Source organism: Nonomuraea sp. NPDC001636, assembly GCF_040298265.1.
Taxonomy (GTDB): Bacteria; Actinomycetota; Actinomycetes; order Streptosporangiales; family Streptosporangiaceae; genus Nonomuraea.
Map to the genome: position 1 here is coordinate 12,886 of NZ_JBEOZT010000022.1, position 24,559 is coordinate 37,444.

General features: G+C 70.3%; 27 protein-coding genes, 2 tRNA genes and 1 riboswitch. Of the genes, 19 read left to right on the forward strand and 10 right to left on the reverse strand.

Translation table 11 applies throughout. The features are described from left to right. The first annotated feature begins 3 nt into the window (after window positions 1–3). The 8 genes from ABT158_RS33640 (at window position 4) to ABT158_RS33675 (ending at window position 6,242) form a co-directional block, all read left to right on the forward strand. Window positions 4–333 carry an SCO3933 family regulatory protein gene (locus ABT158_RS33640; protein WP_352360406.1) on the forward strand — a complete coding sequence of 110 codons (330 nt, stop codon included), beginning with the start codon at window positions 4–6 and terminating at the stop codon, window positions 331–333. Between the two features lie 96 nt (window positions 334–429). Then, on the forward strand, window positions 430–1,800 hold the full coding sequence (locus ABT158_RS33645) for an FtsK/SpoIIIE domain-containing protein (protein WP_352360408.1): 1,371 nt from the start codon (window positions 430–432) through the stop codon (window positions 1,798–1,800). 83 nt (window positions 1,801–1,883) lie between these two features. Beyond that, a complete protein-coding gene (locus ABT158_RS33650) occupies window positions 1,884–2,540 on the forward strand; it encodes a DUF2637 domain-containing protein (protein ID WP_352360410.1) in 657 nt (218 codons plus the stop codon). Next, on the forward strand, window positions 2,537–2,926 hold the full coding sequence (locus ABT158_RS33655) for a hypothetical protein (RefSeq protein WP_352360412.1): 390 nt from the start codon (window positions 2,537–2,539) through the stop codon (window positions 2,924–2,926). Before ABT158_RS33650 ends, ABT158_RS33655 begins: the two co-directional genes overlap by 4 nt. A gap of 118 nt (window positions 2,927–3,044) precedes the next feature. Beyond that, a complete protein-coding gene (locus ABT158_RS33660) occupies window positions 3,045–3,212 on the forward strand; it encodes a hypothetical protein (protein WP_352360414.1) in 168 nt (55 codons plus the stop codon). A 324-nt stretch (window positions 3,213–3,536) separates the two neighbouring features. Next, window positions 3,537–4,913, forward strand: coding sequence for a replication initiator (locus ABT158_RS33665; protein ID WP_352360416.1), 1,377 nt, complete (start codon window positions 3,537–3,539; stop codon window positions 4,911–4,913). Further along, window positions 4,903–5,088, forward strand: coding sequence for a helix-turn-helix domain-containing protein (locus tag ABT158_RS33670; RefSeq protein ID WP_352360418.1), 186 nt, complete (start codon window positions 4,903–4,905; stop codon window positions 5,086–5,088). The genes ABT158_RS33665 and ABT158_RS33670 overlap by 11 nt, the downstream gene beginning before the upstream one ends. Further along, entirely contained in the window at window positions 5,085–6,242 is a 1,158-nt protein-coding gene (locus tag ABT158_RS33675) for a site-specific integrase (RefSeq protein WP_352360420.1), read from the forward strand. Before ABT158_RS33670 ends, ABT158_RS33675 begins: the two co-directional genes overlap by 4 nt. A gap of 66 nt (window positions 6,243–6,308) precedes the next feature. Here ABT158_RS33675 and ABT158_RS33680 read toward each other — a convergent pair. Next, window positions 6,309–6,385: transfer RNA gene (locus ABT158_RS33680), tRNA-Pro, on the reverse strand. A gap of 89 nt (window positions 6,386–6,474) precedes the next feature. Here ABT158_RS33680 and ABT158_RS33685 point away from each other — a divergent pair. After that, window positions 6,475–6,548, forward strand: a tRNA-Gly gene (locus ABT158_RS33685). Window positions 6,549–6,726: 178 nt separating this feature from the next. Here the strand turns inward: ABT158_RS33685 and ABT158_RS33690 are convergent. After that, a complete protein-coding gene (locus ABT158_RS33690) occupies window positions 6,727–7,092 on the reverse strand; it encodes a hypothetical protein (protein WP_352360422.1) in 366 nt (121 codons plus the stop codon). 121 nt (window positions 7,093–7,213) lie between these two features. On the opposite strand from ABT158_RS33690, the gene ABT158_RS33695 reads away from it, so the two are divergent. Beyond that, complete coding sequence (locus ABT158_RS33695; protein WP_352360424.1) at window positions 7,214–7,843, forward strand: nucleoside/nucleotide kinase family protein; 630 nt, start codon at window positions 7,214–7,216, stop codon at window positions 7,841–7,843. Here the strand turns inward: ABT158_RS33695 and ABT158_RS33700 are convergent. Further along, window positions 7,797–8,435, reverse strand: a complete 639-nt coding sequence (locus tag ABT158_RS33700) for an HAD family hydrolase (protein ID WP_352360426.1) — start codon at window positions 8,433–8,435, stop codon at window positions 7,797–7,799. The two genes, ABT158_RS33695 and ABT158_RS33700, sit on opposite strands and share 47 nt — an antisense overlap. A 95-nt stretch (window positions 8,436–8,530) precedes the next feature. Here ABT158_RS33700 and ABT158_RS33705 point away from each other — a divergent pair, with 95 nt between their 5' ends. After that, window positions 8,531–9,841, forward strand: a complete 1,311-nt coding sequence (locus tag ABT158_RS33705; protein ID WP_352360428.1) for a TrpB-like pyridoxal phosphate-dependent enzyme — start codon at window positions 8,531–8,533, stop codon at window positions 9,839–9,841. A gap of 39 nt (window positions 9,842–9,880) precedes the next feature. Here ABT158_RS33705 and ABT158_RS51340 read toward each other — a convergent pair whose 3' ends face one another. Next, window positions 9,881–9,958 carry a 50S ribosomal protein bL37 gene (locus tag ABT158_RS51340; RefSeq protein WP_387679150.1) on the reverse strand — a complete coding sequence of 26 codons (78 nt, stop codon included), beginning with the start codon at window positions 9,956–9,958 and terminating at the stop codon, window positions 9,881–9,883. 137 nt (window positions 9,959–10,095) lie between these two features. On the opposite strand from ABT158_RS51340, the gene ABT158_RS33710 reads away from it, so the two are divergent. From ABT158_RS33710 to ABT158_RS33720, 3 genes are all read left to right on the forward strand, one after another. Further along, window positions 10,096–10,875, forward strand: a complete 780-nt coding sequence (locus tag ABT158_RS33710) for a DeoR/GlpR family DNA-binding transcription regulator (protein WP_352360430.1) — start codon at window positions 10,096–10,098, stop codon at window positions 10,873–10,875. Continuing rightward, window positions 10,872–11,942: a galactose-1-phosphate uridylyltransferase gene (gene galT / locus ABT158_RS33715; RefSeq protein WP_352360432.1), complete on the forward strand. Its 1,071-nt coding sequence runs from the start codon at window positions 10,872–10,874 to the stop codon at window positions 11,940–11,942. The genes ABT158_RS33710 and galT overlap by 4 nt, the downstream gene beginning before the upstream one ends. Before the next feature lie 68 nt (window positions 11,943–12,010). Further along, window positions 12,011–12,149: riboswitch (cyclic di-AMP (ydaO/yuaA leader) on the forward strand. 5 nt (window positions 12,150–12,154) lie between these two features. Next, entirely contained in the window at window positions 12,155–13,132 is a 978-nt protein-coding gene (locus ABT158_RS33720; RefSeq protein WP_352360434.1) for a VldE C-terminal domain-containing protein, read from the forward strand. Between the two features lie 15 nt (window positions 13,133–13,147). Here the strand turns inward: ABT158_RS33720 and ABT158_RS33725 are convergent, their stop codons facing one another. Next, window positions 13,148–13,630, reverse strand: coding sequence for a hypothetical protein (locus ABT158_RS33725; protein WP_352360436.1), 483 nt, complete (start codon window positions 13,628–13,630; stop codon window positions 13,148–13,150). A gap of 166 nt (window positions 13,631–13,796) precedes the next feature. Further along, entirely contained in the window at window positions 13,797–15,098 is a 1,302-nt protein-coding gene (locus ABT158_RS33730; RefSeq protein WP_352360438.1) for a M50 family metallopeptidase, read from the reverse strand. Between the two features lie 155 nt (window positions 15,099–15,253). Here ABT158_RS33730 and ABT158_RS33735 point away from each other — a divergent pair, with 155 nt between their 5' ends. Then, on the forward strand, window positions 15,254–15,850 hold the full coding sequence (locus ABT158_RS33735) for a response regulator transcription factor (RefSeq protein WP_352360440.1): 597 nt from the start codon (window positions 15,254–15,256) through the stop codon (window positions 15,848–15,850). Between the two features lie 141 nt (window positions 15,851–15,991). On the opposite strand, the gene ABT158_RS33740 is transcribed toward ABT158_RS33735, so the two are convergent. Then, window positions 15,992–17,107, reverse strand: a complete 1,116-nt coding sequence (locus tag ABT158_RS33740; protein WP_352323620.1) for a PP2C family protein-serine/threonine phosphatase — start codon at window positions 17,105–17,107, stop codon at window positions 15,992–15,994. A gap of 118 nt (window positions 17,108–17,225) precedes the next feature. Between ABT158_RS33740 and ABT158_RS33745 the strand changes: the two genes are divergently transcribed. Together ABT158_RS33745 and ABT158_RS33750 are read left to right on the forward strand one after the other, a co-directional pair. Continuing rightward, the gene (locus ABT158_RS33745; RefSeq protein ID WP_352360442.1) at window positions 17,226–18,458 is read left to right on the forward strand and encodes a GNAT family N-acetyltransferase; all 1,233 of its coding nucleotides are present in this window, start codon (window positions 17,226–17,228) and stop codon (window positions 18,456–18,458) included. A 24-nt stretch (window positions 18,459–18,482) separates the two neighbouring features. Continuing rightward, window positions 18,483–18,629: a hypothetical protein gene (locus ABT158_RS33750; protein ID WP_352360444.1), complete on the forward strand. Its 147-nt coding sequence runs from the start codon at window positions 18,483–18,485 to the stop codon at window positions 18,627–18,629. On the opposite strand, the gene ABT158_RS33755 is transcribed toward ABT158_RS33750, so the two are convergent. Further along, entirely contained in the window at window positions 18,626–19,093 is a 468-nt protein-coding gene (locus ABT158_RS33755) for a ribose-5-phosphate isomerase (RefSeq protein ID WP_352360446.1), read from the reverse strand. The two genes, ABT158_RS33750 and ABT158_RS33755, sit on opposite strands and share 4 nt — an antisense overlap. Window positions 19,094–19,183: 90 nt before the next feature. Here ABT158_RS33755 and def point away from each other — a divergent pair, with 90 nt between their 5' ends. Then, a complete protein-coding gene (gene def / locus ABT158_RS33760; RefSeq protein WP_352360448.1) occupies window positions 19,184–19,669 on the forward strand; it encodes a peptide deformylase in 486 nt (161 codons plus the stop codon). A gap of 18 nt (window positions 19,670–19,687) precedes the next feature. Here def and ABT158_RS33765 read toward each other — a convergent pair whose 3' ends face one another. Both ABT158_RS33765 and ABT158_RS33770 read right to left on the reverse strand, forming a co-directional pair. Continuing rightward, entirely contained in the window at window positions 19,688–21,091 is a 1,404-nt protein-coding gene (locus ABT158_RS33765; protein WP_352360450.1) for an aldehyde dehydrogenase family protein, read from the reverse strand. 130 nt (window positions 21,092–21,221) lie between these two features. Next, window positions 21,222–21,842, reverse strand: coding sequence for a mycothiol-dependent nitroreductase Rv2466c family protein (locus ABT158_RS33770; protein ID WP_352360452.1), 621 nt, complete (start codon window positions 21,840–21,842; stop codon window positions 21,222–21,224). 90 nt (window positions 21,843–21,932) lie between these two features. Between ABT158_RS33770 and pepN the strand changes: the two genes are divergently transcribed. Then, window positions 21,933–24,497, forward strand: a complete 2,565-nt coding sequence (gene pepN, locus ABT158_RS33775; RefSeq protein WP_352360454.1) for an aminopeptidase N — start codon at window positions 21,933–21,935, stop codon at window positions 24,495–24,497. Window positions 24,498–24,559 lie beyond the last annotated feature (62 nt).

A 24,559-nucleotide genomic window follows, 5' to 3' on the forward strand; every position in this document is an offset into this window, starting at 1 on the left:
AGCATGCGCAACATCCCCGTCGACATCTCCGCCCTGGCGTTCACGGTCGCTGGCGAGCCCGAGCCGAAGATCGTGGACCGCGCCACCGGCGAGGTCAAGAGGGACGCGGAAGGCCGGGAGCTCTACACCATCCCGCTCCTGCCCAAGCCGAACGACGACCGGCGCAACCCGGTGATCGTGGTGACGTTCCCGAGCGAGACGTTCCCGCAGATCCCCGAGGGCGTGCAGGTCCGGCCGGTCGGCCTGGCTGCGTTCTTCTGGTCGATGAACGGCCGGTCCGGGCTCGGCTTTCGCGCCGAGGCCATCAGCCTGGCCAACCCCAAGGCGGCCTAGCCGCACCTGTGACACCCCTGGAGCGGGCGCATCGCCTGGCAGCTAACCGCCCGCTCCGGGGCCTTCCCTTCGAGGGTTCGAAAGGACAGTCCGATTATGTCCGACTGGCTGATCCCGCTGGCCATCACCGTCGCCACGGTCTGCACGGTCCTGCTGGTGTGGCGCATGCTGCACCCCGTCTCACTCTGGCTCTGCCTGGGCTACCCGCTCAAGGCCCTGCACGTCTACTTCACGTGGGGAAACGTCGCCCACGGCTGCACGCTCACTCGCAAGCGCCGCCGCTGGCGCTACACCCTCGATGGCCTCCCCGTCGTGGGGCACGCAAGCATCTCGCTGTCCCAGAAGCGGACGATCCGTCGCGTGGACATCGACAAGCCGCCCCGGCTGGGCATCATCCGCCCGTGCCGACTCGGCTTCCGAGTCAACATCAAGCTCATGGACGGGCAGACGCCTGACGACTACGCCGCCCGCCTGACCAACCTCTCGCACGCCTGGCGTGTGCACTCCGTACGTCTCATCTCCTGGAAGCCCGGCCGCGTCACGCTGCTCGCCACCAACGGCGACCCCCTCGCTGCCGTGTCCACGCCTGTCCTGTCCGAGGGCCTGCTACGAGTACGAGTCGGCCTCCTGGAGACCGGCGCGCCCTGGGTGCTCGACTTCCGTACCGTCCCGCACTGGCTCAACACCGGAGCCACCCAATCCGGCAAATCCACGCTCCTCAACGCCCTGATCACCGGCTTGTCGGCACAACCGGTGGCCCTGGTCGGCTTCGACCTCAAGGGCGGTGTCGAGCTGACCTGCTACGGCCAGCGTCTGTCCGCCATTGCCACCGAACGCGCCGAATGCCTCGGCCTGCTCGACGACCTGATCTGCCTGGTCAAGACCCGGATGGCGCTGTGTCGCAACAACAAGGCCCGCAACGTCTGGAAGCTGCCGGAGACACTGCGGCCGATGCCGGTCGTGGTTCTGGTGGACGAGGTCGCCGAACTGTTCCTGATGGCTCACAAGGGCGAGAAGGACGAGATCGCCTCCACCGCCACCGCACTCCTGCGACTGGCTCAGCTCGGCCGCGCGTTCGGGGTCTACCTGTTCGTCTGCGGACAGCGGGTCGGCTCCGACCTTGGCCCTGGCGTCACCGCCCTGCGTTCCCAGCTCTCCGGCCGCGTCTGCCATCGGGTCAACGACCCCGAGACCGCGACCATGACGCTCGGCGACACCGACCCGGCCGCCCTGAACGCGGCCCGGCAGATCCCCGCCAACATGCCCGGCACCGCCATCGTGGTCGGTGAGGACGGGCGCTGGTACCGAGCCCGCTCCGTCTACGTCAGTGAAGAGGTTGCCGAGGCCGCCGCCCAGGCACACGCCGACCTCGCCCCCAATTGGGCTGACCTACTCACCGCCGCCGACGCACTCACCGTGACCGACGCGGAGCTGGAAGCGCTGGCCCGCGAAGGCGAACCCACCTAACCATCCCGCCCGCCTCGGCCCGGCGCGAGCCCATCGCGCCAGGTCCCTACCCGCCCCATGTCTCAAGAAGGGAGGCGACCCGGATGGACCGCATCCGCTCCACCATCTGTGACACCGCACCCGTGCTCGTCCTGGCGGTCATCGCCGCTGTCGGGTCCTTCACCCACATCAGCGCCCTGGCCGCCCGGCACGGACAAGTCGGCTGGCAGTCCTGGGCGGTCGCCGTGTGCATCGACCTGATGTGCGTCATGGCCGCCCGCGAACTCCAACGCGACAAGCGCACCGGCCGCCATCGGCGCGGCCTGATGTCCTGGCCCGCACTCGTGCTGACCGGCGGCATCGTCCTCACCCTGGCAGCGAACCTGGCCACCGCCCGGCCCACCGTGTGGGGCTGGATCACCGCCGCCACACCCGCCGTGGCTTTTCTGGTCTCGGTGTCGATGCTGGAGCGCCGCGCTTCGCACCGCGCAGAAAGGCCGGCCGATGCCGAGCCCGAAGAGACCGACGCCAAGATTCCCGAGGTCGTCCAATTCGAGCCCGTCGAACTGCCGCCAGCCCAACCCACACCCGAACCTGACGTGTCCCCGGCGCTGCTGGCCTACGCCCGCCGCCTGGCCGACGACCACCACACCAAGCACCACCGGCCCATCACCGGCGACCAACTCGCCACGCGCATGCACGTCTCGGCCGACGTGGCCAACGACCTGCTCACCCTGATCCGAAAGGAACCCGTCGCATGAACCACCACGACCTCATCATCGAGGCCGCCCGCTCCTGGGCCCACGGCTCCTACCCGATGGAAGCCGCCGTGGAACTGCTGATCCACCACGGCACCTGGCTACGCCGATCAGACTTCCAGACCCTCGCCGTGGACCTGGACGAGCCGTTCGCGGTCATCGACTGGCAGGCCGCCCACGACGCGCTCACCTTCGGCCACCTGCCCTGCTCCCCCGGCGAGGCCGCCATGCTCCGCATCGCCCTGTCCATCGCCCACGCCGCGCCGGTCGAACTCGGCCCGGCCCTCACCAGCCTGGACACGACCAACCTCGGCTACGTCGTGGCCGCCGTCCGCCACGCCAACGGCAACCGCGCCGCCTGGCTCCCGATCCAGGGCGGCCCCGCATGAACCACCTCTACTGCCGCCGCTGCGTCGGCTCCGGCCCCGTCATGAGCTGCTATGCACCCACCCGCCCCGACCCGACCGCCGCACAAACCTGCCTTACCTGTCGAAGGAGGCCGACCCGATGACCACGAAGCGAAGCCGTCCCAAGAAGAACGACACCTGCTCGACCTGCAACGGAGAGGGCCAAGTGGAGACCTGGGAGATCGTCGGGCGCGGCAAGAACGCCATCCGTATCGACACCTGGGCCTTCTGCCTGGACTGCTGCGGCACCACCGGAGAACCCACATGAACCCGGACGAGATCCGCGCCTACGCCTGCGCCACCTGCAACGGCACTGGCCTGTACGACGACGACACCTGCCGCGACTGCTCCGGCACCGGCATCGACAACCAGAACTGAACGCCAACGACGCCACCACGGGACGGCTCAAGCCTGGCAGCCCGCCGTCCCCGTGGGGCGTCACCCTCCGCACTCAACGAAGGAACTCCAGTATGCGCCACCGGCCCTGCCCGGAATGCGGCGGATACGGCTCCGTCCGCGTCCGCTCTGTCCGTACCCACCAGCTCATCACCATCTACTGCCCGTGCTGCGAAGGCTCCGGAACGGACGCCTCATGACCACGGCACCCGAGCTACCCGCACCCATCGACGGCCTCCTCGGCCCGGTCATCCGCGACCTGACCCGACGCTCCGGCCACGACATCACCCGCTGGCTACGCCAGGTGGACCGGCTTCGCGGCTGCCGTGAACCGATCCGCCTGACCGGCGAGTCCGCAACCGTCAACCACCACACCGGCGAACTCCTGACCCACTACACCACCGCTGACGAACCACACGGCCAACTACTCGTCCGTTGTGGCAACCGTCGCACCTCCCGCTGCCCGGCCTGCGCCGAGACCTACCGCCGCGACACCTTCCACCTCATCCGCGCGGGCCTCCTCGGCGGCGACAAGAACGTCCCGTCCACCGTCCGTACGCATCCGCGCGTACTGGCCACCCTCACCGCACCCACCTTCGGCCCGGTCCACCGAGGCCCGGCCAAGGACGGCACAAGCCCGGTGTGTCATCCACGACGCAACGGCCCGTCCTGCTTCACCCGCCATCAGGAAGGAGACCCTGCCATCGGCCAACCGCTCGACCCTGAAACCTACGACTACATCGGCCACGTCCTGTGGAACGCCTTCGCCGGAGACCTCTGGCGCCGCTTCACCATCTACCTCCGCCGGCACCTGGCCGCCGCCTCCGGGCTGACCCGCAAGACCTTCAACGAGACTGCCCGCGTCTCCTTCGCCAAGGTCGCCGAGTACCAGTCCCGAGGGGTCGTGCACTTCCACGCCGTCATCCGGCTCGACGGCCGCGCCAACGACAACACACCCGTTCCACCGCCCGCCTGGGCAACCGCCGAACTGCTCGACGACGCCATCCACTCAGCCGCGCGAGCGGTTCGCCTACCCGCACCCGACCTTGGACAGCCGACCCGCCACCTCGTCTGGGGAGACCAGCTCGACATCAAGCACATCCGTCCCGCAGCCGAAGACGACGGCAGCATGACCGAACAGAAGGTCGCAGGCTACATCGCCAAGTACGCGACCAAGGCCGCCGAGACATCGGGCACCCTCGACCGGCCGCTCACCCACGCCACCATCCGCCAGCTCCACCTCCTCGGCATCGCCGACCATCCGGCCCGCCTGATCCGTACCGCCTGGGCACTCGGCAACCCGACCGCGCACCCGGACCTCGCCCACCTACGATTCCGCGACTGGGCCCACATGCTCGGCTTCCGAGGCCACTTCTCGACCAAGAGCCGCACGTACTCCACCACCCTGGGCGACCTCCGGCAAGCCCGCATCGACTGGACGCGCGCACGACTGCCGTACGAACCCGAGACGACCTTCGTCCTCGGCCACTGGCAGTACGCCGGACAGGGCTTCACACCTGGCGAACAAGCCCTCGCCGCCTCGATCAACGAAGGAGATGACCATGGCCGATGACACCCAGCTCTACCGCGTCCCTGACGCCATGGCCAAGCTCCGCATGAGCCGCAGCGTCATCTACGAACAGCTCCGCTCCGGCCGCCTCCGCTCGGTCAAGCAGGGCCGATGCCGTCTCATCCCGGCCAGCGCCCTGGCCGAGTACATCGCCCTGTTGCAGCGGGAGGCATCATGACCAAGCGCCGCAGCCGCGGGGACGGCGGCCTGCACTGGGACGAGTCCCGGCAACGCTGGATCGCCTCCCTCACCGTCGGCTATACGCCCGCCGGGAAGCGCATCGTCAAGAAGGCCAGCGGCAAGACCAAGACCGCCGCCAAGGACAAGCTCAAGGAAATCGTTCGCGACTACGAGGACGGCTTGGCCATCGCCCCCGGGGACTACACCGTGGAGCGGGCCGTCCTGGACTGGCTGGCGTACGGTCTCATCGGCCGTGATCAACGCACTGTCGACTCGTACACCATCCTCTGCATGAAGCACGTCATCCCTGCCCTGGGCAGGCGCAAGCTGCGCGACCTCAGCGCGGAAGACGTGGACAGATGGCTCGCCGCCAAGGCGAAGACGCTCAGCACCCGTACGCTCCAGATCATCCGGTCATGCCTGAACCGCTCCGTCAAGCGAGCCATGGCACGCGACAAGGTCAAGCGGAACGTCGTGGAGCTGTGCTCGGTACCAGCGGGCAGAGCGGGCCGTCCCTCCAAGGCTCTGACGTTCGCCCAGGCGAGCGCCGTACTCAAGGCTGCGGAAGGGACATGGATGGAGCCCTACGTGGTCGTATCCCTGCTGACCGGGGCCCGTACAGAGGAGCTGAGGGCCCTCACATGGGATCATGTGGACCTGGAAGGGAACCCGTACACGAACCCACCCGTACCTCCTCACGTGGCCGTGTGGCGCTCCGTGCGCGTCGGAGGGGACACCAAGACCCGCAAGTCCCGTCGTACTCTGGCACTCCCCCGTCGCTGCGTGGACGTGCTCAAGGCTCATCGGGATGACCAACGGCGTCGTCAGGGCGACTCCTGGTCCACGACCGGCCTGGTGTTCGCCTCAGCGGCAGGCACCGAGCTGGACGCGTCGAACGTCCGTCGCGCCTTCCGGACCGTCATCAAGGAGGCCGAGGGCCTGAACGCAGCCGAGTGGACGCCGCGCGAGCTGCGCCACAGCTTTGTGTCACTGCTATCGGACAACGGCATCCCGCTGGAGGAGATCTCCCGGCTCGTCGGCCACAGCAGCACGGCCGTGACCGAGGCCATCTACCGCAAGCAGATCCGCCCGGTTCTGCAGGCCGGTGCCATCGCCATGGACCGCATCTTCGAGAGAGGCGAGGAGACATGATCTCCGGCTTAGTCACCCACTTAGTCACTCAGAAGGCCCCACCCGATTCGGATGGGGCCTTCTGGCTGGTCGGGGCGACAGGATTTGAACCTGCGACTTCTTGCTCCCAAAGCAAGCGCGCTGCCAAGCTGCGCCACGCCCCGCCTCGCCGGGTGCGCATGCGGTCCGTGACTCCGGTACGCTTACGCCCTGACGACCGGATGAAGTCTAGACCAGAGTTCGACCGGTTCGCGCGGACGTAGCTCAATGGTAGAGCCCTAGTCTTCCAAACTAGCTACGCGGGTTCGATTCCCGTCGTCCGCTCCAGGCACGAAGGCCCAGGTCCGGGAGATGATCCCGAGCCTGGGCCTCACTGTTATCCGATCTTGTCCTTCTGTTCGCCTCGTCGGCGTGACCACCCCGAGATGACGAGGCTTGTGCGCCTTCCACTGGATCATCGCCGACGGCGGCGACACGATGGAGAGCACTTGCTCAGGCGTTCCCTTCACCAGATCCACATGCCGTGCCGCCCGCCGCGGGCCGCGCCCTCGGGGACGACGAGATGTGCGGCCTCCTGACCGACACGGGCGTCTTCGCCCAGCGGGATCGCGAACCGGTGCGCGCCGGAGTCAACCGCCAGGAGCCCGGCCGGCACCATCTCGTAGCCGTCGATCACGTGGCCGATGTAGTGGCGCATGACCACAGGTGCGTCGCCGTGCGGGAAACGCCAGCCCCGGCATCCGTACAAACCGAACGGACCGGCGAGGGCTCGGAGGATCACACCGTCGAAATGCAGCTCAACGTGATCCCGCACGAAACAGACGGCTGACACTTCGCGACCGACGAGGAGTAGGAGGCCCTCGTCCGGCACAGGCCCACGGTGGTCCATGCGGCCATCCTGGCACGAGCACAATCCGGGAGCTCGCAGCTGCGCCGCCGTACCCGCCCGGGGCCTGGCCTTTTGTGATCTTGCAGGGCGTAGGCTGGCGTCGATGCGTGCACGTCCGATCTCCCGGGAGGCGCTCGTCGAGGAGCTGGCCGAGCTCGTCGCCGCGCGGCCCAAGGACGCCTGGGTGCGGGTGGCGGTCGACGGGGCGCCCGCGGCGAGGCCCGGCGCGCTGGCCGACGAGCTGGTCGCGCCGTTGCGGTTGCGCGGCCGGCCCGTGCTGCGCGTGTCGGCGGGCGACTTCCTGCGGCCGGCCTCGCTCCGGCTGGAGCACGGCCGGACCGATCCCGACGTCTTCTACGAGGACTGGCTCGACGTCAAGGGCCTGCTGCGCGAAGTGCTCGAACCCTTGGAGCCGGGCGGCTCGGGGCGGGTGCTGCCGGCGCTGTGGGACAGCGGGATCGATCGCGCGTACCGGATGCCCTACCGGGAGCTGGCGCCGGGCGGGGTGGTGCTCGTGGACGGCACGCTGCTGCTGGGGCGGGGGCTGCCGTTCGAGGTGAGCGTGCACGTGTGGCTGTCGGCGGCGGCGCTGGCGCGGCGCACGCCGCAGGACGAGCGGTGGCGGCTGCCGGCCTACGAGCGGTACGAACGCGAGGCGCGCCCGCAGCGGGCCGCCGACGTGGTGGTCAGGGCCGACCATCCGGACCGGCCGGCGGTGCTGACGGACGGCTGAGCCCGAGCAGCGCGTCCAGCTCGGCGACGGCCTGGGCGTTCGACGTGAAGCGCACGGCGTGCAGGCCGGCCGCGCGGGCGCCCTCGACGTACGGCTCGTGGTCGTCGAGGAACACCGTGGCGGCGGGGTCGGCGCCGAGGGCGTCGCAGGCCATCAGGTAGATGCGCGGGTCCGGTTTGCGCACGCCCGCCTCGTGCGAGTAGACGATGTGGTCCACCAGGCCGGCGTAGCCGTACGCGGCCTGCTCGCGTTCCCTGGCGCCGACGAAGCTGTTGCTCACCAGGCCCGTGCGGTAGCGCGGACGCAGGGCGCCCAGGTACGCCATGAGCTCGGTGTTGGGCGTGCCGAGGTACTCCGTCCAGACGTCGGCCATGAACGCCCCGGCGTGCGCCCCGAGCACCTTGGCCACCTCGGCGCCGGCCTGCTCCTCCGTCATCTCGCCGACCGCCCCGGCCAGCCAGGTCGGCTCCAGCTGGGCGTCGATGTGCCCGGCGGGCAGGCCGAGCTTCTCCTCCCATCTGGCCGTCACGCCCAGGGACGGCGTCAGCTCCAGCACCCCGCCGATGTCGAACACGACCGCATCGATTTTCATATGCTCCTCCTGTGAAGTGTTTCAACCAAGGTAAAGAAGGAACGTGTCGGCGTCCAGACCCTTGACGGCCCACAGGGGCGGCTCAAACTGAAACGGTGATCCCTGGCAACTGGTACAACATCGTTCCCGATCTTCCCGTGCCGCCTCCGCCGCCGCTGCACCCCGGCACCCGCCGTCCCGTCGGGCCGGACGACCTCGCGCCGCTGTTCCCCATGGAACTCATCGCGCAGGAGGTCAGCGGCGACCGCTACGTGCCCATCCCCAAGGAGGTCATCGACGTCTACCGGCTGTGGCGGCCGACGCCGCTGATCAGGGCGCGCCGGCTGGAGAAGGCCCTCGACACGCCGGCCCGCATCTACTACAAGTACGAGGGCGTCTCACCGGCCGGGTCGCACAAGGCGAACACCGCCGTGCCGCAGGCGTACTACAACGCCAAGGAAGGCGTGCGGCTGCTGACCACGGAGACCGGCGCGGGACAGTGGGGGTCGGCCCTGGCGTTCGCCTGCGCCCAGTTCGACATCGAATGCCGGATCTGGATGGTTCGGGCGTCCTACGACCAGAAGCCGTACCGGCGCTCGCTCATGAGCGTGTACGGCGCCACCGTCCACCCCAGCCCCTCGCCCCTCACCGGCGCGGGCAGCAAGGCGCTGGCCGACGACCCCGCCTCCCCCGGCAGCCTGGGGCTGGCGATCAGCGAGGCGGTCGAGGTGGCCGCCGCGAACCCCGAGGCCCGGTACGCGCTCGGCTCGGTGCTCAACCACGTCCTCATGCACCAGACGGTGATCGGCGAGGAGGCCCTGGCGCAACTGCCCGAGCTGCCGGACCTGGTCATCGGCTGCACCGGCGGCGGCTCCAACTTCGCCGGCCTGGCCTTCCCCTTCCTGCGGGAGAAGCTGGCCGGACGGATCGGCACCCGGTTCAGGGCCGTCGAGCCGGCCGCCTGCCCGTCGTTCACCCGTGGCGTGTACGCCTACGACTTCGGCGACACCGCCGGGCTGACGCCGCTGCTCAAGATGCACACCCTGGGGCACTCCTTCGTCCCCGACCCGATCCACGCCGGCGGGCTGCGCTATCACGGCATGGCGCCGCTGCTGTCCCACATGTACGAGCTGGGGCTGTTCGAGGCGGTGACCCGTACCCAGAGCGAGTGCTTCGAGGCGGGTGTGCGCTTCGCGCGGACCGAGGGCATCGTCCCGGCCCCGGAGCCCACGCACGCGCTGGCCGAGACCATCGCCGAGGCGCTGCGCTGCAAGGAGAGCGGCGAGGAGAAGGTGATCCTCACCGCGCTGTGCGGGCACGGCCACTTCGACCTGGCCGCCTACGACCGCCACCTGGCCGGCGAACTGGAGGATTACTCGCTGCCGCAAGAGCGCCTCGACCAGGCGCTCACCGAGCTGCCCGGCTGAGACGACACGGGTGGCCGCGAGACCCGCGGCCACCCGTGTTCAGTTGGCGTTCGGGCGCTTCCTGTGGTTCGCCTTCTTCTTCTTGCGCCCCCTGCCCTTGCGTGCACGCTTCGCCATGGGCTCACCTCCTGCGGTCGGGATCGTGACCTTCAAGGTCTCCCCTGCCCGCGGGTCGCACAAGCGATACGCCGTGACCTAACATTCCTCAACAAAGTCGTGTCATAATTTGGTGGAATCTGTTGGAAGGGGTGGGCGTGCTCGCACAGCAGCGTCAGCAGACGATCCTCGAACGCGTGCGCAGCAGCGGCGGCGTCCGGGTGGCCGACCTCGTGCGCGAGCTCGGCGTCTCCGACATGACGATACGCCGCGACCTTGAGGTGCTGGCCGAGCGCGGGCTGCTGGAGAAGGTCCACGGCGGCGCGACGGCCCTCGGCCCCGGCTCGACCGAGGAGCCCGGCTTCACCGCCAAGTCCGCCCGCCAGCAGCAGGAGAAGGAGGCCATCGCGCGGCACGCGGCCACCCTCGTCCGGCCGGGCACCGCCGTGGCGCTCTCCGCCGGCACCACCACGTGGGCGCTGGCCCACCACCTGGTCGCGGTGGCCGAGCTGACCGTGATCACCAACTCGATCCCCGTCGCCGAGGTCTTCCACCGCAACCCGCGCGCCGACCGCACGGTCGTGCTGACCGGCGGCGTGCGCACGCCCTCCGACGCGCTCGTCGGCCCCGTGGCGGTGGCGGCCATCCGCCGACTGCACGTGGACACGCTCTTCCTCGGGGTGCACGGCATGAGCCTGCGCGCCGGGTTCACCACGCCCAACCTGCTGGAGTCCGAGACCGACAGGGAGCTGGTGGCCGCGGCGCACCGGCTGGTGGTCCCCGCCGACCACACCAAATGGAACACGGTCGGCATCAGCACGATCGCCGAGCTGACCGAGGCCGACGTGGTCATCAGCGACGCGGGGCTGCCCGAGGAAGCACGCACCGAGCTGGCCGAACGGGCCGGAGAACTGATCATCGCGGAGGGCACGCCTTGAAGCGCACCATCACCCACCTGGCAGACGGCCGAGAGCTGATCTACTTCGACCGGCGCGACGACGCCGACCGGAGCGCGATCGACCGGCGGCCGCTCGACCCGCGGCCGGTGGCCTCCGAGCTGCGCTACGACCCGCTGACCGAGGAGTGGATCGCGATCGCCGGCCACCGGCAGACGCGGACGTTCCTGCCGCCGGCCGACGAGTGCCCGTTGTGCCCGTCGTCCGCCACGCGGGCGTCGGAGATCCCGGCCCATGACTACGACGTGGTGGTGTTCGAGAACCGCTTTCCCTCTTTCTCCGGAAATTTTGGGACTTACGGGGATGTCGGCGGCCTGAGTGAGGTGCGGCCGGGTGTCGGACGATGCGAGGTGGTCTGCTTCACCTCCGACCACTCCTCCTCCTTCTCCAGGCTCTCCAACGCCCAGGTCCGGCTGGTCATGGAGGCGTGGGCCGACCGCACGGCCGAGCTGTCCGGCATCGAGGGCGTCGAGCAGGTCTTCTGCTTCGAGAACCGGGGCGAGGAGATCGGCATCACGCTCCCCCACCCGCACGGGCAGATCTACGCCTACCCCTACGTGACCCCGCGCACCAAGGTCCAGCTCGGGGCCGCCGCGCGGCACACGGGTGGCAACCTGTTCGCCGACGTGCTGGCCGCCGAGCAGGCCGCCGGCACGCGGGTGGTGGCCGCCAACGAGCTCTGGACGGCGTTCGTGCCGGCCGCCGCGCGCTGGCCGTTCGAGGTGCACGTGTATCCGCACCGGCAGGTGCCCGACCTGGCGGCGCTGTCGGAGGAGGAGCGGGCCGCGTTCGCGCCGCTGTACACCTCGGTGCTGCGGGCGCTCGACGCGCTGTTCGGGGTGGCGATGCCGTACATCTCGGCCTGGCACCAGGCGCCGGTGCGGTACGGCCGCGAGCTGGCCTACCTGCACCTGGAGCTGTTCAGCATCAGGCGGGCGCCCGGGAAGCTGAAGTACCTGGCGGGCTCGGAGTCTGCCATGGGGGCCTTCGTCAACGACGTGCTGCCGGAGGAGGCGGCACGCATGTTGCGATCACGAATTGATCACTAATTGGTTTCTCATTAAAGTCGCATGACTCGTGATCTACCACTAATATCCCGTTAGACACCGGCCATAACGGTCGTTGTACGCCTAATCCCGGGCGTGTTGCCCGGGAGCCGGGGACCCATCGCATCCGGGGTGAATCCGCGCAAGTGGTAGGGACTGCTCCCGTGCCCGAACCCGTCAGCTAACCCGGCCGGCAGAGGGAGAGGAACAACCACGTGGCGGCTTCGTCCCCCGCGAGTCTTGCCGTCGGTCTCATCACCGCCACCGCCCTGCTCGTCCATCCGGCGGCCGCCACAGTCTCCGGGTCAGCCGCCGTGGCAGCCGCGCCCAAGCCGTCCGAGGCGCAGCTGCGGGCCCAGCTCAAGCAGCTCAACCGCAAGGTCGACAAGCTCATCGAGACGTACAACCTCAAGCGGGTCGAGCTGGCCAAGGCCCAGCAGGCCGCCACCGCGGCCCAGCAGCGGCTCGCCGCCGCCGAGCAGGCGGTGGCCACGGCCGAGCAGCGGGTCGCCGAGATCGCCCGGCTGCGCTACCAGAGCCGCGACGCCTCCCTTCCGGGCTTCATGCTGACCCCGGACGGCGGCGGCGCGGCCGTCCTCGAACAGCTCACCGCCGAGCAGCAGGCGGTCGTGGACAGCGTGGCCAAGGCCCGCGACGACCAGAAGAAGGCCGTCACGGCCGCCGCCACGCTCGCGACGGAGCTGAAGGCAGGCACGGCGGAGGTGGCCGAGCAGCGCGACGACGCCCAGGACGTCATCGACGACATCAAGAAGAAGCTGCAGGACCTCGTGCCGTTCGGGCCGGGCAAGAAGTCCGACGGGAGCTGGGCGCCCGAGCTGCCGTCCGGCTCGGACAACATCACGCCGCGCACCCGGCTGATGCGCGCGCAGGTGCAGAAGAGCTTCTCGCTGCCGTACGAGGTGGGCTGCTTCCGGTCCGGCTCCAGCGGCGAGCACCCGCTCGGCCGGGCCTGCGACTTCATGATGAGCACGGGCGGCACCATGCCGAGCGCCGTCAACAACGCCCTCGGCGACCGCCTGGCCGACTGGGCGCTGAAGAACAAGGCCAAGCTGGGCGTCAAGTACGTGATCTGGAAGCAGCGCATCAACCAGGGCTCGGGCTGGCGCCCGATGTCCGACCGCGGCAGCATCACCGAGAACCACTACGACCACGTGCACATCTCGATGAACTAGCCGCGGACCGGCGGCTCAGCGGATGCCGGCGAGCTTGCCGGGGTTGGTGACCGAGTAGACGGCGGCGATCCGGTCGCCCTCGGGCGTGATGTTCTGCCTGCCGCAGATCCTCGCCGGGCAGCGGCGGCCGGCCGCCGAGAACGACGACGTGGCCGACCTGCGCAGCGCCGGCACGCTGGCCACCGCTCCGGGCGGGCACCCGACCCAGTTGCCGGCGGCCCTGGCGGACACCGTCCTGGACGGGCTCGACGTCACGGCGATCGACTTCGTCCCCGACCCGGCGCAGGCGCCGGCGTTCGTCCAGGCAGCTCCGCCCATGCCGTCGGCGCGCTGCGGGCCCTGCGCCGCGCGGGCGTGCCGCTGCCCGCCGGGACCGACGCCACCCCGTTCGTGCCCGCCCTCGGCGCCGGGCTGCACCGCGAGCTGCGGTTGCTCACCGAGGCCGGGCTCGGCGCCGAGGAGGCGCCGGCCGCCGCGACCAGCGTGCCCGCCCGGCACTTCGGGCTGGCCGACCGCGGCCGGATCGCCCCGGTCTGCGCGCGGACCTGGTGCTGGTCGAGGGCGACGCCACCCGGGACGTCACCGCCGTCGGCGACATCGCCGAGGTCTGGCGTCGCAGCGTGCGCCAGGCCCGGTAGCCCCCGCCCGTGGCGCGCCGGCCGGGTCAGCCGAGCGTGAGGGGGTTGACCAGGTCGGCGTAGACCAGCAGACCGGCCATGATGATCAGCACGAACGCCATCGCGTACGTGAGCGGCAGCACCTTGGCGATGTCGACGTAGCGGGGCTCGGGGCGGCGCATGATCTTGGCGTAGCCGCGCTTGATGCCCTCCCACAGGCCGCCCGCGATGTGGCCGCCGTCGAGGGGCAGCAGCGGGATCAGGTTGAACAGGCCGATCGCCAGGTTGAACCCGGCCAGCAGGCTGACGAAGGTGAACAGCTTGCTCTTGTTGGACATGTCGGAGGCCAGGATCTCGCCGCCGAGCCGGCCCGCGCCCACCACGCCGACCGGGCCCTCGGGGTCGCGCTTGTCGCCGGAGAAGGCGGCGTTCCAGACGCCGACCATCTTCGCCGGCAGGTTGACCATCGAGCCCACGACGCGGCCGGTCAGGTCGCTCATGTAGCCCGGCACCTGCCCGATGCTCTGCTGCTCGAAGACCTGGGAGGGCACGACGCCGAGGAACCCGACGCCCTTGTCGATCTTGGTCTCGTCGGTGGGGTTCGCCATGTCGCGGGCGATGAGGGTGACGTCGAGCGTCATCGGCCTGCCGTCGCGGACGATGCCCAGCTTGACGGGGCCGGCGCCGTGGCCGCGGATCAGGCGGGTGGCGTCCTGCCAGGTCGCGATCTTCTGGCCGTCGAGGGAGACGATGTGGTCGCCGACCTTGACGCCCGCCTTGGCGGCCGGGGTGCGCTCGTCGGTGGGCGCGCACGTCTTGCGCACCTCGGTGGTGGGGATCACGCACGTGTTGGTGTCGGGCGACACGATCGGGGCGGTCTTGGGCAGGCCGATGCCGACCAGCAGGATGCTGAAGAAGATGAAGGCGAGCACGAAGTTCATCGCCGGGCCGCCCGACATGATGATGATCTTCTGCCACCACTTCTTGCGGTAGAAGACGCGGTCCTCGTCGCCGGGCCGCACCTCCTCCATGGCGGCCTCGCGGGCGGTCTCGATCAGACCCTGCCACGGCCCGGTCGACGCGCTCCGCAGCCTGCCGGGAGCGTCACCGGGACGCGGCGGCAGCATGCCGATCATGCGGATGTAGCCGCCGAGCGGCAGCCACTTGATGCCGTACTCGGTCTCGCCCCTGCGGATGGACCAGGCCGTCGAGCCGAAGCCGACCATGTACTGGGTGACCCGGACGCCGAAGATCTTGGCCGGCACGAGATGGCCCACCTCGTGCAGGCCGACGGAGACCATCAACCCCACCAGGAACAGAAGGATCCCGGCGACAAAGAGCCAGTTCATCTACGCGCGCTCCAGGCAGACAGACGGTCTCGACGTTCCCAGACTAGTCGAACTCCGCACATCCCTCGGGCTTGCCCGCACTTTGGTGAATCAACGGACCGCATTGACAGTAAGCGATCAGCCGATCACCCTGGGAGACGATGGAGGGGGACGTCTTGATCCGCATACTCATCGCCGAACACCTGCCCTTGGTGCGACGCGGTCTGCAGGCCACGCTCGAAGCCGAGCCCGACCTGCGGGTGGTCGCCGAGACGGGCAGCCCCGACGGTGTGCTGCCGGCCGCGCGGTCGAGCGCGCCCGACGTCGCGATCGTCGACCTCGACCTGCCCGGCCTGCCGGTCGCCACGCAGCTGACCGAGCAGGTCCCCCGCTGCTCGGTGCTGATCCTCTCCGCCCGGCCGAGCCCCGGCCAGGTGCGCAGGGCGTTCAACGGCAGCGTGCTGGGGTTCATGAGCCTGCGGGTGGCGCCCGAGCGGCTGGCCGAGGGGGTGCGCCAGGTCGCCGCGGGCGGGCGGGCGGTGGAGGCGGAGCTGGCGGTGGCGGCCCTGCAGTCGGCCGCCAACCCGCTCACCCGGCGCGAGCTCGACGTGCTGCGCATCGCGGCGGGCGGGGCGAGATCGACCGAGATCGCCGACCAGTTGTTCCTGTCGGTCGGCACCGTGCGCAACCATCTGTCGCGGATCATGTGCAAGACGGGCGCCCGCAACCGGCTGGACGCCGTGCGCATCGCCAGCGACAGCGGCTGGTTGTAGTGCTGGTCGTGCGGAACCGGACGAGATGACGGGCCCGGTGGAGCCGCGCCGCTCCGCCGGGACCCGAACAGTCGAATGATCTCAGCCCGCCGAACCCGTTGCCAGTGACCGCCATCACGACCTGACCCATGTGAAACGTCACTACGGACGCCAGATCAACACCAGCGCGCAGTCGTCGTTGTGGCCCGAGGACATCGCGTTGACCAGTGCCCTCGCGCCGTCACGGAAACCGGAGGGCAGCAGCCGTTCGGCCTCGCCGAGCAGCCGGTCGAGGCCGGCGTCGATGTCGCGCCCCGGCTGCTCGATCAGGCCGTCGGTGTAGAGCAGCAGGGCGTCGCCCTTGCGCAGCGTGCCGCTGTCGGGCTCGCAGTGGAGGTCGGGCACCACGCCGAGCACCACGCCCTTGGCCGAGGCGACCTGCCAGTTGCCGGTGCCCGAGTCGAGCTTGACGACCGGCGGATGGCCGGCCGAGGTGATCGTGTAGTCGCCGGTGGCGAGGTCGAGGCGGACGTGCACGGCCGTCACGAAGCCCTCGTCGCCGCGCTGGCGGTGGAGGTAGGCGTTGCACGCGGGCAGGAAGTCGTCGACCGAGCCGAGCAGCCCGCCGAACGTGCCCGACAGCAGCAGCGCGCGGGTGCCGGCGTCGACGCCCTTGCCCGAGACGTCGACCAGGGCGATCTCGACGGAGTCGCCGTCGCGCATGGAGACCAGGAAGTCGCCGCCGAACGACGAGCCCCCGGCCTGCTTGAGCACCACCTTGCCGCCCCAGTCCTTGGGCAGCGGGGGCAGCTCGCCCTGGCTCCTGAGCCGGTCGCGCAGCTCCAGCAGCATCGCGTCGCCGCGCAGCCCCTGCACACCGAGCTTGCCCCGGGTACGGGCCATCAGCACGGCGAGCACGGTGGTGAACACGATCGTCACCGTGAGCCCCAGCCCCACCCGCGCCACCCCGAGCGTGGCCGCGACGTAGGTCAGCGCGACGCCCACCGCCACCAGCAGCTTGACCAGGCTGCGCAGCCGCAGCTGCAGCCCGCCGATCAGGGTGACCAGGATGAGCAGCGACGGCGAGAACCACTCGGTGGACACCTTCGCCGCCAGCAGCCCGATGACGAGCGAGAGCACGGTCAGCGTGATGAGCAGGTTGCGGTCACGGGCCAGCGGCCCCCTCCGGACGAACCGGACGGCGGACACCAGGAACGGCACCCGCACCAGGACCGCACGGACCCGTGGCGGAATCAGCGGCGCCGGACGGGAACTCATGATGCGTGTGACTGTATCGGTCTGACCCCTGTTTGGGCAGCCCACTTGACCAAGGCCTTGATCATTAAGCACGGATATTGGGTGGCCGTCCCCCTTTGCCCGCTCCTACCGTGGACGGATGACCTATCCGATCCGTCCCATTGACGAATCCGAGTGGCCGGGCTTCGCCGGCGTGCTCGCAGAGGGCTTCGGCTGGACGCCGCACCCCACCCAGGACGAGCGGTACAAGGCCGCCACGGAGTTCGACCGCACCCTGGTCGCCTTCGACGGCACCACCATGGCGGGCGTCACGTCCGTCTTCAGCCTCACGATGACCGTCCCCGGCGGACGCCAGATCCCCGTGGGCGGGGTGACCGCGGTCAGCGTGCTTCCCTCGCACCGCCGCCGCGGCGTGCTGTCCGCGCTGATGCGCCGGCAGCTGTCCGACATCCGCGACCGCGGCGAGTCGGTGGCCGCCCTCTACGCCTCCGAGTCGCTGATCTACGGCAGGTTCGGGTACGGCAGGGCGGCCAGCGAACTGTCGTACAAGATTGACAAGCACCGCTCGGCCTTCGTGCGGGACGCCCCCACCGACCCGGCGCTCCGGCTCAGGGTGGTCTCCCCCACCGAGGCCAGGGCCGATTTCGAGAAGCTGTTCGCCGCCGTCGTGACCAGGCGTCCGGGCCGGTACGAGCGCACCCGGCACGTCTGGGACGCCTTCCTGGCCGACGAGGAGCACGACAGGGGCGGCTGGGGCTCGCTGCGCGCGGTGCTCGCCGAGGACGAGCGGGAGGTGCGCGGTTACGCGCTGTTCCGCACCAAGTCGGCGTGGGACGCCAACGGCGTGCCCAGCGGCGAGCTGCGGGTGTTCGAGCTGGAGGCGACCGATCCGGCGGCCTACGCCCTGCTGTGGCGCGACATGCTGGACCGCGACCTGATCACCAAGCTGGAGACGTACGCGCGGCCGGTGGACGACGCCCTGATCGCGTTGCTCGCCGACTCCCGCCAGCTGCGCGCGACCTGGTCAGACGAGCTGTGGGTACGCCTGGTGGACGTCGACAGGGCCCTGACCGCCCGCGCCTACGCGGCCCCCGTGGACCTGGTGATCGAGATCGAGGACGACGTGTGCCCCTGGAACGCCGGCCGCCGGCGGCTCACCGCCGACACCACCGGCGCGGAGTGCAAGCCGGTGGACGACGAGCCGCACCTGACGGTGCCGGTGTCCGCGCTCGGCTCGGCGTACCTGGGCGATGGCCTGCTCGGCGCGCAGCTCGACGCGGGCCTGCTGCGCGAGCACACGCCGGGCGCGGTGCGGGCGCTGGCCGCGGCCATGGCGTGGAGCCCCAAGCCGCTGGCCGGGCTGGTGTTCTGAGACGCACGACGTAGGCTCTTGAGCATGGCCCTGCAAAGTCTGCAGATCACCGCGACCATCGCCATGCGGGCCCGCGACGTGTCCAGGCCGTCGAAGGAGCAGCAGGAGGCCGCCGACCGGCGGCCCCTGCGCGACGAGACGCCCCGGCGCGAGGCCAGGCGCAAGACCTAGGGCAGCGAGGGCAGCTGGCCGATCGTCTCGTAGGTGGTCAGCTGCGCGATGCGCCTGCTGTGGCGCTCGCTGCCGGAGAAGGAGGTGGTCAGGAAGACCTCGACGAACCTGGTCGCCTCCTCGGTCGTGTGCATGCGCGCGCCGATGCTGACGACGTTGGCGTTGTTGTGCTCGCGGGCCAGCGAGGCGGTCTCCTCGCTCCAGGCCAGGGCCGCGCGGATGCCGCGCACCTTGTTGGCCGCGATCTGCTCGCCGTTGCCCGAGCCGCCGATCACCACCCCCAGGCTGCCGGGGTCGCCGGCGACGCCCTCGGCGGCGCGCAGGACGAACGCCGGATAGTCGTCCTCGGCGTCGTAGACGAAGGGACCGCAGTCGGTCACCTCGTGGCCGTGGTCCTTGAGCCAGGACACGAGGTGGTTCTTGAGCTCATAGCCGGCATGGTCGGCACCGATGTAGACACGCACCCGTCCAGTCTTCCACAGCCCCGCCGATCCCACTCGCTGGCTAGAGTAAGGACCCCTACCGTTCCCCAGTCCTTACGAAAGTGGAGACGCATGCGTGAGATCCGCGTCATCGGCGATCCGGTGCTGCGCACGCCCGCCGAGCCCGTCACCGACTTCGACCGCGAGCTGCGCCGCCTGATCGAGGAGATGTTCCAGGCGATGTACGCGGTCAACGGCGTGGGCCTGGCCGGTCCGCAGATCGGCGTGTCGCGTCGGCTGTTCGTCTACGACATCGCCGGGCGCAAGGGCCATGTCGCCAACCCCGTGCTCACCGTCGACGACGCCGAGGAGGTCTCCGACGAGGAGGGCTGCCTGTCGGTGCCCGACCGCCGCACCCGCACGCCGATCTACGCCCCCGTCGCGCGGGCCGCGGGCGTCACCGTCGAGGGCGTCGACCGGCTGCAGCGGCCCGTGCGCATCAAGGCCCGCGGCTCGCTGGCGCGCTGCTTCCAGCACGAGACCGAGCACCTCGACGGCAGGCTGTACGTCGACCGCCTGCCGAAGGACGAGGCCCGCAGGATCATGCTGCGCGCGTAGGCCGCGGCGGGCCGGGGCCTACAGCTGCATCGACTTGATCTCCAGGTACTCCTCCAGGCCGAACTCGCCCAGCTCGCGGCCCACGCCCGACTGCTTGTAGCCGCCGAAGGGGGCCAGCGGGTTGAACTGGCCGCCGTTGACGACGACCTGGCCGGTGCGCAGCCTGCGGGCGACGGCGACCGCGCGCTCCTGGCTGCCCGACCAGACCGCGCCGGCCAGGCCGTACTTGGTGTCGTTGGCGATCTCCACGGCCTGGCCCTCGCTCGTGTACGGGATCAGCGCCAGCACGGGCCCGAAGATCTCCTCCTGCTCGATCGTCATGCCCGGCTCGACCGCGGCGAAGACCGTGGGCTCGACGTAGAAGCCGCGCTCGCGGGGGCGCTCGGTGCCGCCGGCGACGAGCCTGGCGCCCTCCTCCTGGCCCCGGTTGATGTAGCGGACCACCCGGTCGCGCTGGACCGCCGACACCAGGGGCCCGACCCTGGTGGCCTCGTCGAAGGGGTCGCCGACGGTGTACTTGCGAGTGGCCTCGACGGCCAGGCGGACGGCGTCGTCGTACTGGTCGCGGTGGACGATCATGCGGGTCCAGGCCGAGCACGTCTGGCCGGCGTTGATGAAGCAGTTGGCCACGCCGACCTTGACGGCCGTGGCCAGGTCGGCGTCGGGCAGGATGATGTTGGCCGATTTGCCGCCGAGCTCCAGCGCCACCCGCTTGACGGTCTCGGCGGCGAGCGCGGCGACCCGGCGGCCGGCCACGGTGGAGCCGGTGAAGGAGACCATGTCCACGTCGGGATGGGCGGCCATCGCCTCGCCGACGACCGGGCCGCGCCCGCTGACCAGGTTGAACACCCCCGGCGGCAGGCCCACCTCGTCGAAAATCTCGGCCAGCGCGTACGCCGCCAGCGGCGCCACCTCGCTGGGCTTGAGCACCACCGTGCAGCCGGCGGCCAGCGCGGGGCCGACCTTGCAGATGATCTGGTGCAGCGGGTAGTTCCACGGCGTGATCGCCGCGACGACCCCGATCGGCTCCTTGACCAGCAGCGAGTTGCCGATGCGGGACTCGCGCGGGTAGCTCTCGGCCAGCTGCGCGTAGGAGGACAGGACGGCGGCGGGCATCAGCGTCTGCACCTTGAGCGCGAAGCCGAGCGGCGCGCCCATGTCGGTGGCGATCGTCGCCGCGACGCTCTCGGCGCGCTGTTTGAGCAGCTCGGCCGCGTGGCCGAGGAGCTTCCCGCGCTGGGCCGCCGAGGTGTCGGACCAGACGGGGAACGCCTCCCGCGCCGCCGACACCGCCGCCTCGACGTCGTCGGGGGTGCCCGCGGGCACCCGGTCGATGATCTCCTCCGTGGCCGGGTTGGCGACCTCGATGGACTCGTCTGACGTAGAGGCGTTCCAGGAACCGCCGATATACAGCTGGCGCATGGGGCCATCCTCGCGTGCGCGTCGTGGGGCCGGCGAGACCACGGATCGAGCGGAGGGGGATTCCTCATCCTCCGCGCGTCCGAGAACCTACCGCCAGGGTATGAGTCTTACCCCGGCGGTGGCGACATATCTAGTCGAAGGTGGGCTGTCTGGTACGAGTGCGCTTGAGCTCGAAGAAGTCCTCGAACTCGGTGACGAGAAGCACGCCGTCCCACAGCCTGCCCGCGTCCTCGCCCTTCGGGATGGACGTGATCACGGGGCCGAAGAAGGCGTTGGCGCCGACGCGGATGACCGGGGTGCCGACGTCCTGGCCGACCAGCGTGATGCCCTCCTGGTGGGAGGCGCGTACGGCGTCGTCCCACTCGGTGGAGTGGGCGGCGGCGGCGAGGTCGCGGCTGAGGCCGATCGCCTCCAGGGAGTCCTCGATCAGCTCGCCGAGGCGGCTGAGGTCCTTCATCCCGCGCTCGTTGTGCAGGCGCGTGCCGAGCTCGGTGTAGAGCGGGCCGACGACCTCGTCGCCGTGCGCGGCCCGCGCGGCGGCCACCACGCGGACGGGTTCGATGGCCCTGACGATGGCCTCACGGTAGGAGTCGGGCACGTCCTTGCCCTCGTTGAGGACGTTGAGGCTCATGACGTGCCAGCGCGGCTCGACGGCGCGTACCTTCTCCACTTCGAGAAGCCATCGTGACGTCGCCCAGGCAAATGGGCAGAAAGGATCGAACCACAGGTCCACGGGAATCTTCTCAGTCACGTGTGGCCATAACCTGAGGGTGTCGAGGTCCTATTCCCGGCGTGGCAGGATACCGACAAACTACAACGAAGTGGTGAAAAGGAGCGCAACTTGGCAGGCAACCTGACCCGGGACGAGGCTCGCGAGCGCGCCCGGCTGTTGAAGGTCGAGTCGTACGAGGTCGCACTCGACCTGACGGAGGGGGACGAGCGCTTCGAGAGCGTCACGACGGTGCGCTTCACCAGCACCAGCCCGGGCGCCTCCACCTTCATCGACCTGCACGGCGCCAACGTGCGCAAGGTCACCCTCAACGGCGCCGACCTCGACGTCTCCTCCTACGACGCCGAGAAGGGCCGCTTCCCGCTCCCCTCGCTGGCGGAGTCCAACGAGCTGCTGGTCGACGCCGACTGCAGCTACATGCGCACGGGCGAGGGTCTCCACCGCTTCGTGGACCCGGTCGACCAGAAGGTCTACCTGCACAGCCAGTTCGAGACGGCCGATGCCCACCGCATGTACGCCTGCTTCGACCAGCCCGACCTCAAGGCCGTCTTCCAGCTCACCGTGCTGGCCCCCGCCGACTGGGAGGTCGTCTCCAACGGCGCCGCGGCCAAGGTCGAGGACCTCGAAGGGCAGTCCGGCCGCCACGGCGGCGTCCAGGCGGCCAGGCGCTGGGAGTTCGAGCCGACGCCGGTGATCTCGACGTACATCACCGCGCTGGTGGCCGGGCCGTACTACAAGGTCACCTCCGAGCACGACGGCATCCCCCTCGGGCTCTACTGCCGCGCCTCGCTCGGCGAGCACCTCGACGCCGACAACCTCTTCGAGGTCACCAGGCAGGGCTTCGACTTCTTCCACCGGGTGTTCGGCGTCCGCTACCCCTTCACCAAGTACGACCAGCTCTTCGTGCCCGAGTTCAACGCCGGCGCGATGGAGAACGCCGGTTGCGTGACGTTCCTGGAGGACTACGTCTTCCGCTCCCGCGTCACCGACGCGGTCGTCGAGCGGCGCGCCGAGACGATCCTGCACGAGATGGCCCACATGTGGTTCGGCGACCTGGTCACCATGCGCTGGTGGGACGACCTGTGGCTGAACGAGTCCTTCGCCACGTACGTGTCCGTGCTGGCCCAGGCCGAGGCCACCCGCTGGGGCAACGGCGCCTGGACCACGTTCGCCAACGTGGAGAAGTCCTGGGCCTACCGCCAGGACCAGCTGCCCTCCACCCACCCGATCGCCGCCGACATCCCCGACATGCAGGCGGTCGAGGTCAACTTCGACGGCATCACGTACGCCAAGGGCGCCTCGGTGCTCAAGCAGCTCGTCGCCTACGTCGGCCTGGACAACTTCCTGGCCGGCGTGCGCGACTACTTCGCCGAGCACGCCTGGGGCAACACCGAGCTGAAGGACCTGCTCGCCGCCCTTGAGCGCACCTCGGGCCGCGACCTGTCGTCGTGGTCGAAGGAGTGGCTGGAGACCGCGTGGGTCAACACGCTGCGGCCCTCCTTCGAGGTGTCCGACGGCCGCTTCACCTCCTTCGAGGTGCTCCAGGAGGCCCCGGCCGACTACCCGACGCTGCGCTCGCACCGCATCGCCATCGGCCTGTACTCGCTGGCCGACGGCGTGCTCACCCGGACCAAGCGGGTCGAGCTCGACGTGGTGGGCGCCCGTACCGGCGTGGCCGAGCTGGTCGGCGCCGAGCAGCCCGACCTGGTGCTGCTCAACGACGACGACCTGACATACGCCAAGATCAGGCTGGACGAGCGTTCCCTGCGCACGCTCGTCGAGGGCGGCATCGCGGCCTTCACCGAGTCGCTGCCGCGCGCCCTGTGCTGGTCGGCGGCCTGGGACATGACCCGCGACGGCGAGATGTCCACCCGCGACTACGTCAGGCTGGTCGTCTCGGGGGCGGGCACGGTCTCCGACATCACGGTCCTGCAGGCGGTGCTGCGCCAGGCGCGCCAGGCCGTCCAGCAGTACGCCGCCCCGGCCTGGCGGGCCGAGGGCGAGGCGCTGCTGGCCGCCGAGCTGCGCTCGCTGCTCGGCTCGGCCGCGCCCGGCTCCGACCACCAGCTCGCCTTCCTCCAGGCGTTCGCCCCGGTGGCGGTCGCCGCCGCCGACCTCGACCTGCTGCAGGCCATCCTCGACGGCACCGGCGTGCCCGAGGGCCTGACCGTCGACGCCGACCTGCGCTGGACGCTGGTGGCCGCGCTGGTCTCCGGCGGCCGCCTGGGCGAGCCCGACATCGCCGCCGAGCTGGAGCGCGACCCTACGGCGACGGGTGAGCGGTCGGCCGCGCTGTGCCGGGCCGCGATCCCGACGGCCGAGGCCAAGGCGGCGGCCTGGGACCGGATCGTGGGCGGCGACCTGGCCAACCACATCGCCCGCAACACCATCGCCGGCTTCCAGGACGCGCACCACGCCGAGCTGCTGGAGCCGTACCGGGAGAAGTACTTCGCCGAGGTCGGGCGCGTCTACCGCGAGTGGACGTTCGAGAAGGCCTCGACGTTCGCCATGAACTGCTTCCCCGCGCTGCTCATCGAGCCCGCCACGGTCAAGGCGGCCCAGGACTTCCTGGCCGCCGAGCAGCCGCCGCAGGCCCTGCGCAGGCTGATCCTGGAGGGCGCCGACGGCGTCAGCCGCGCCCTGCGCAACCGCGAGACCGACGCCGCGTCGGCCTGATCGGTCCGGGTCCCCGCCACACCCGGCGGGGACCCGGCTTCGCGCTGCGCCGAATACGGCCT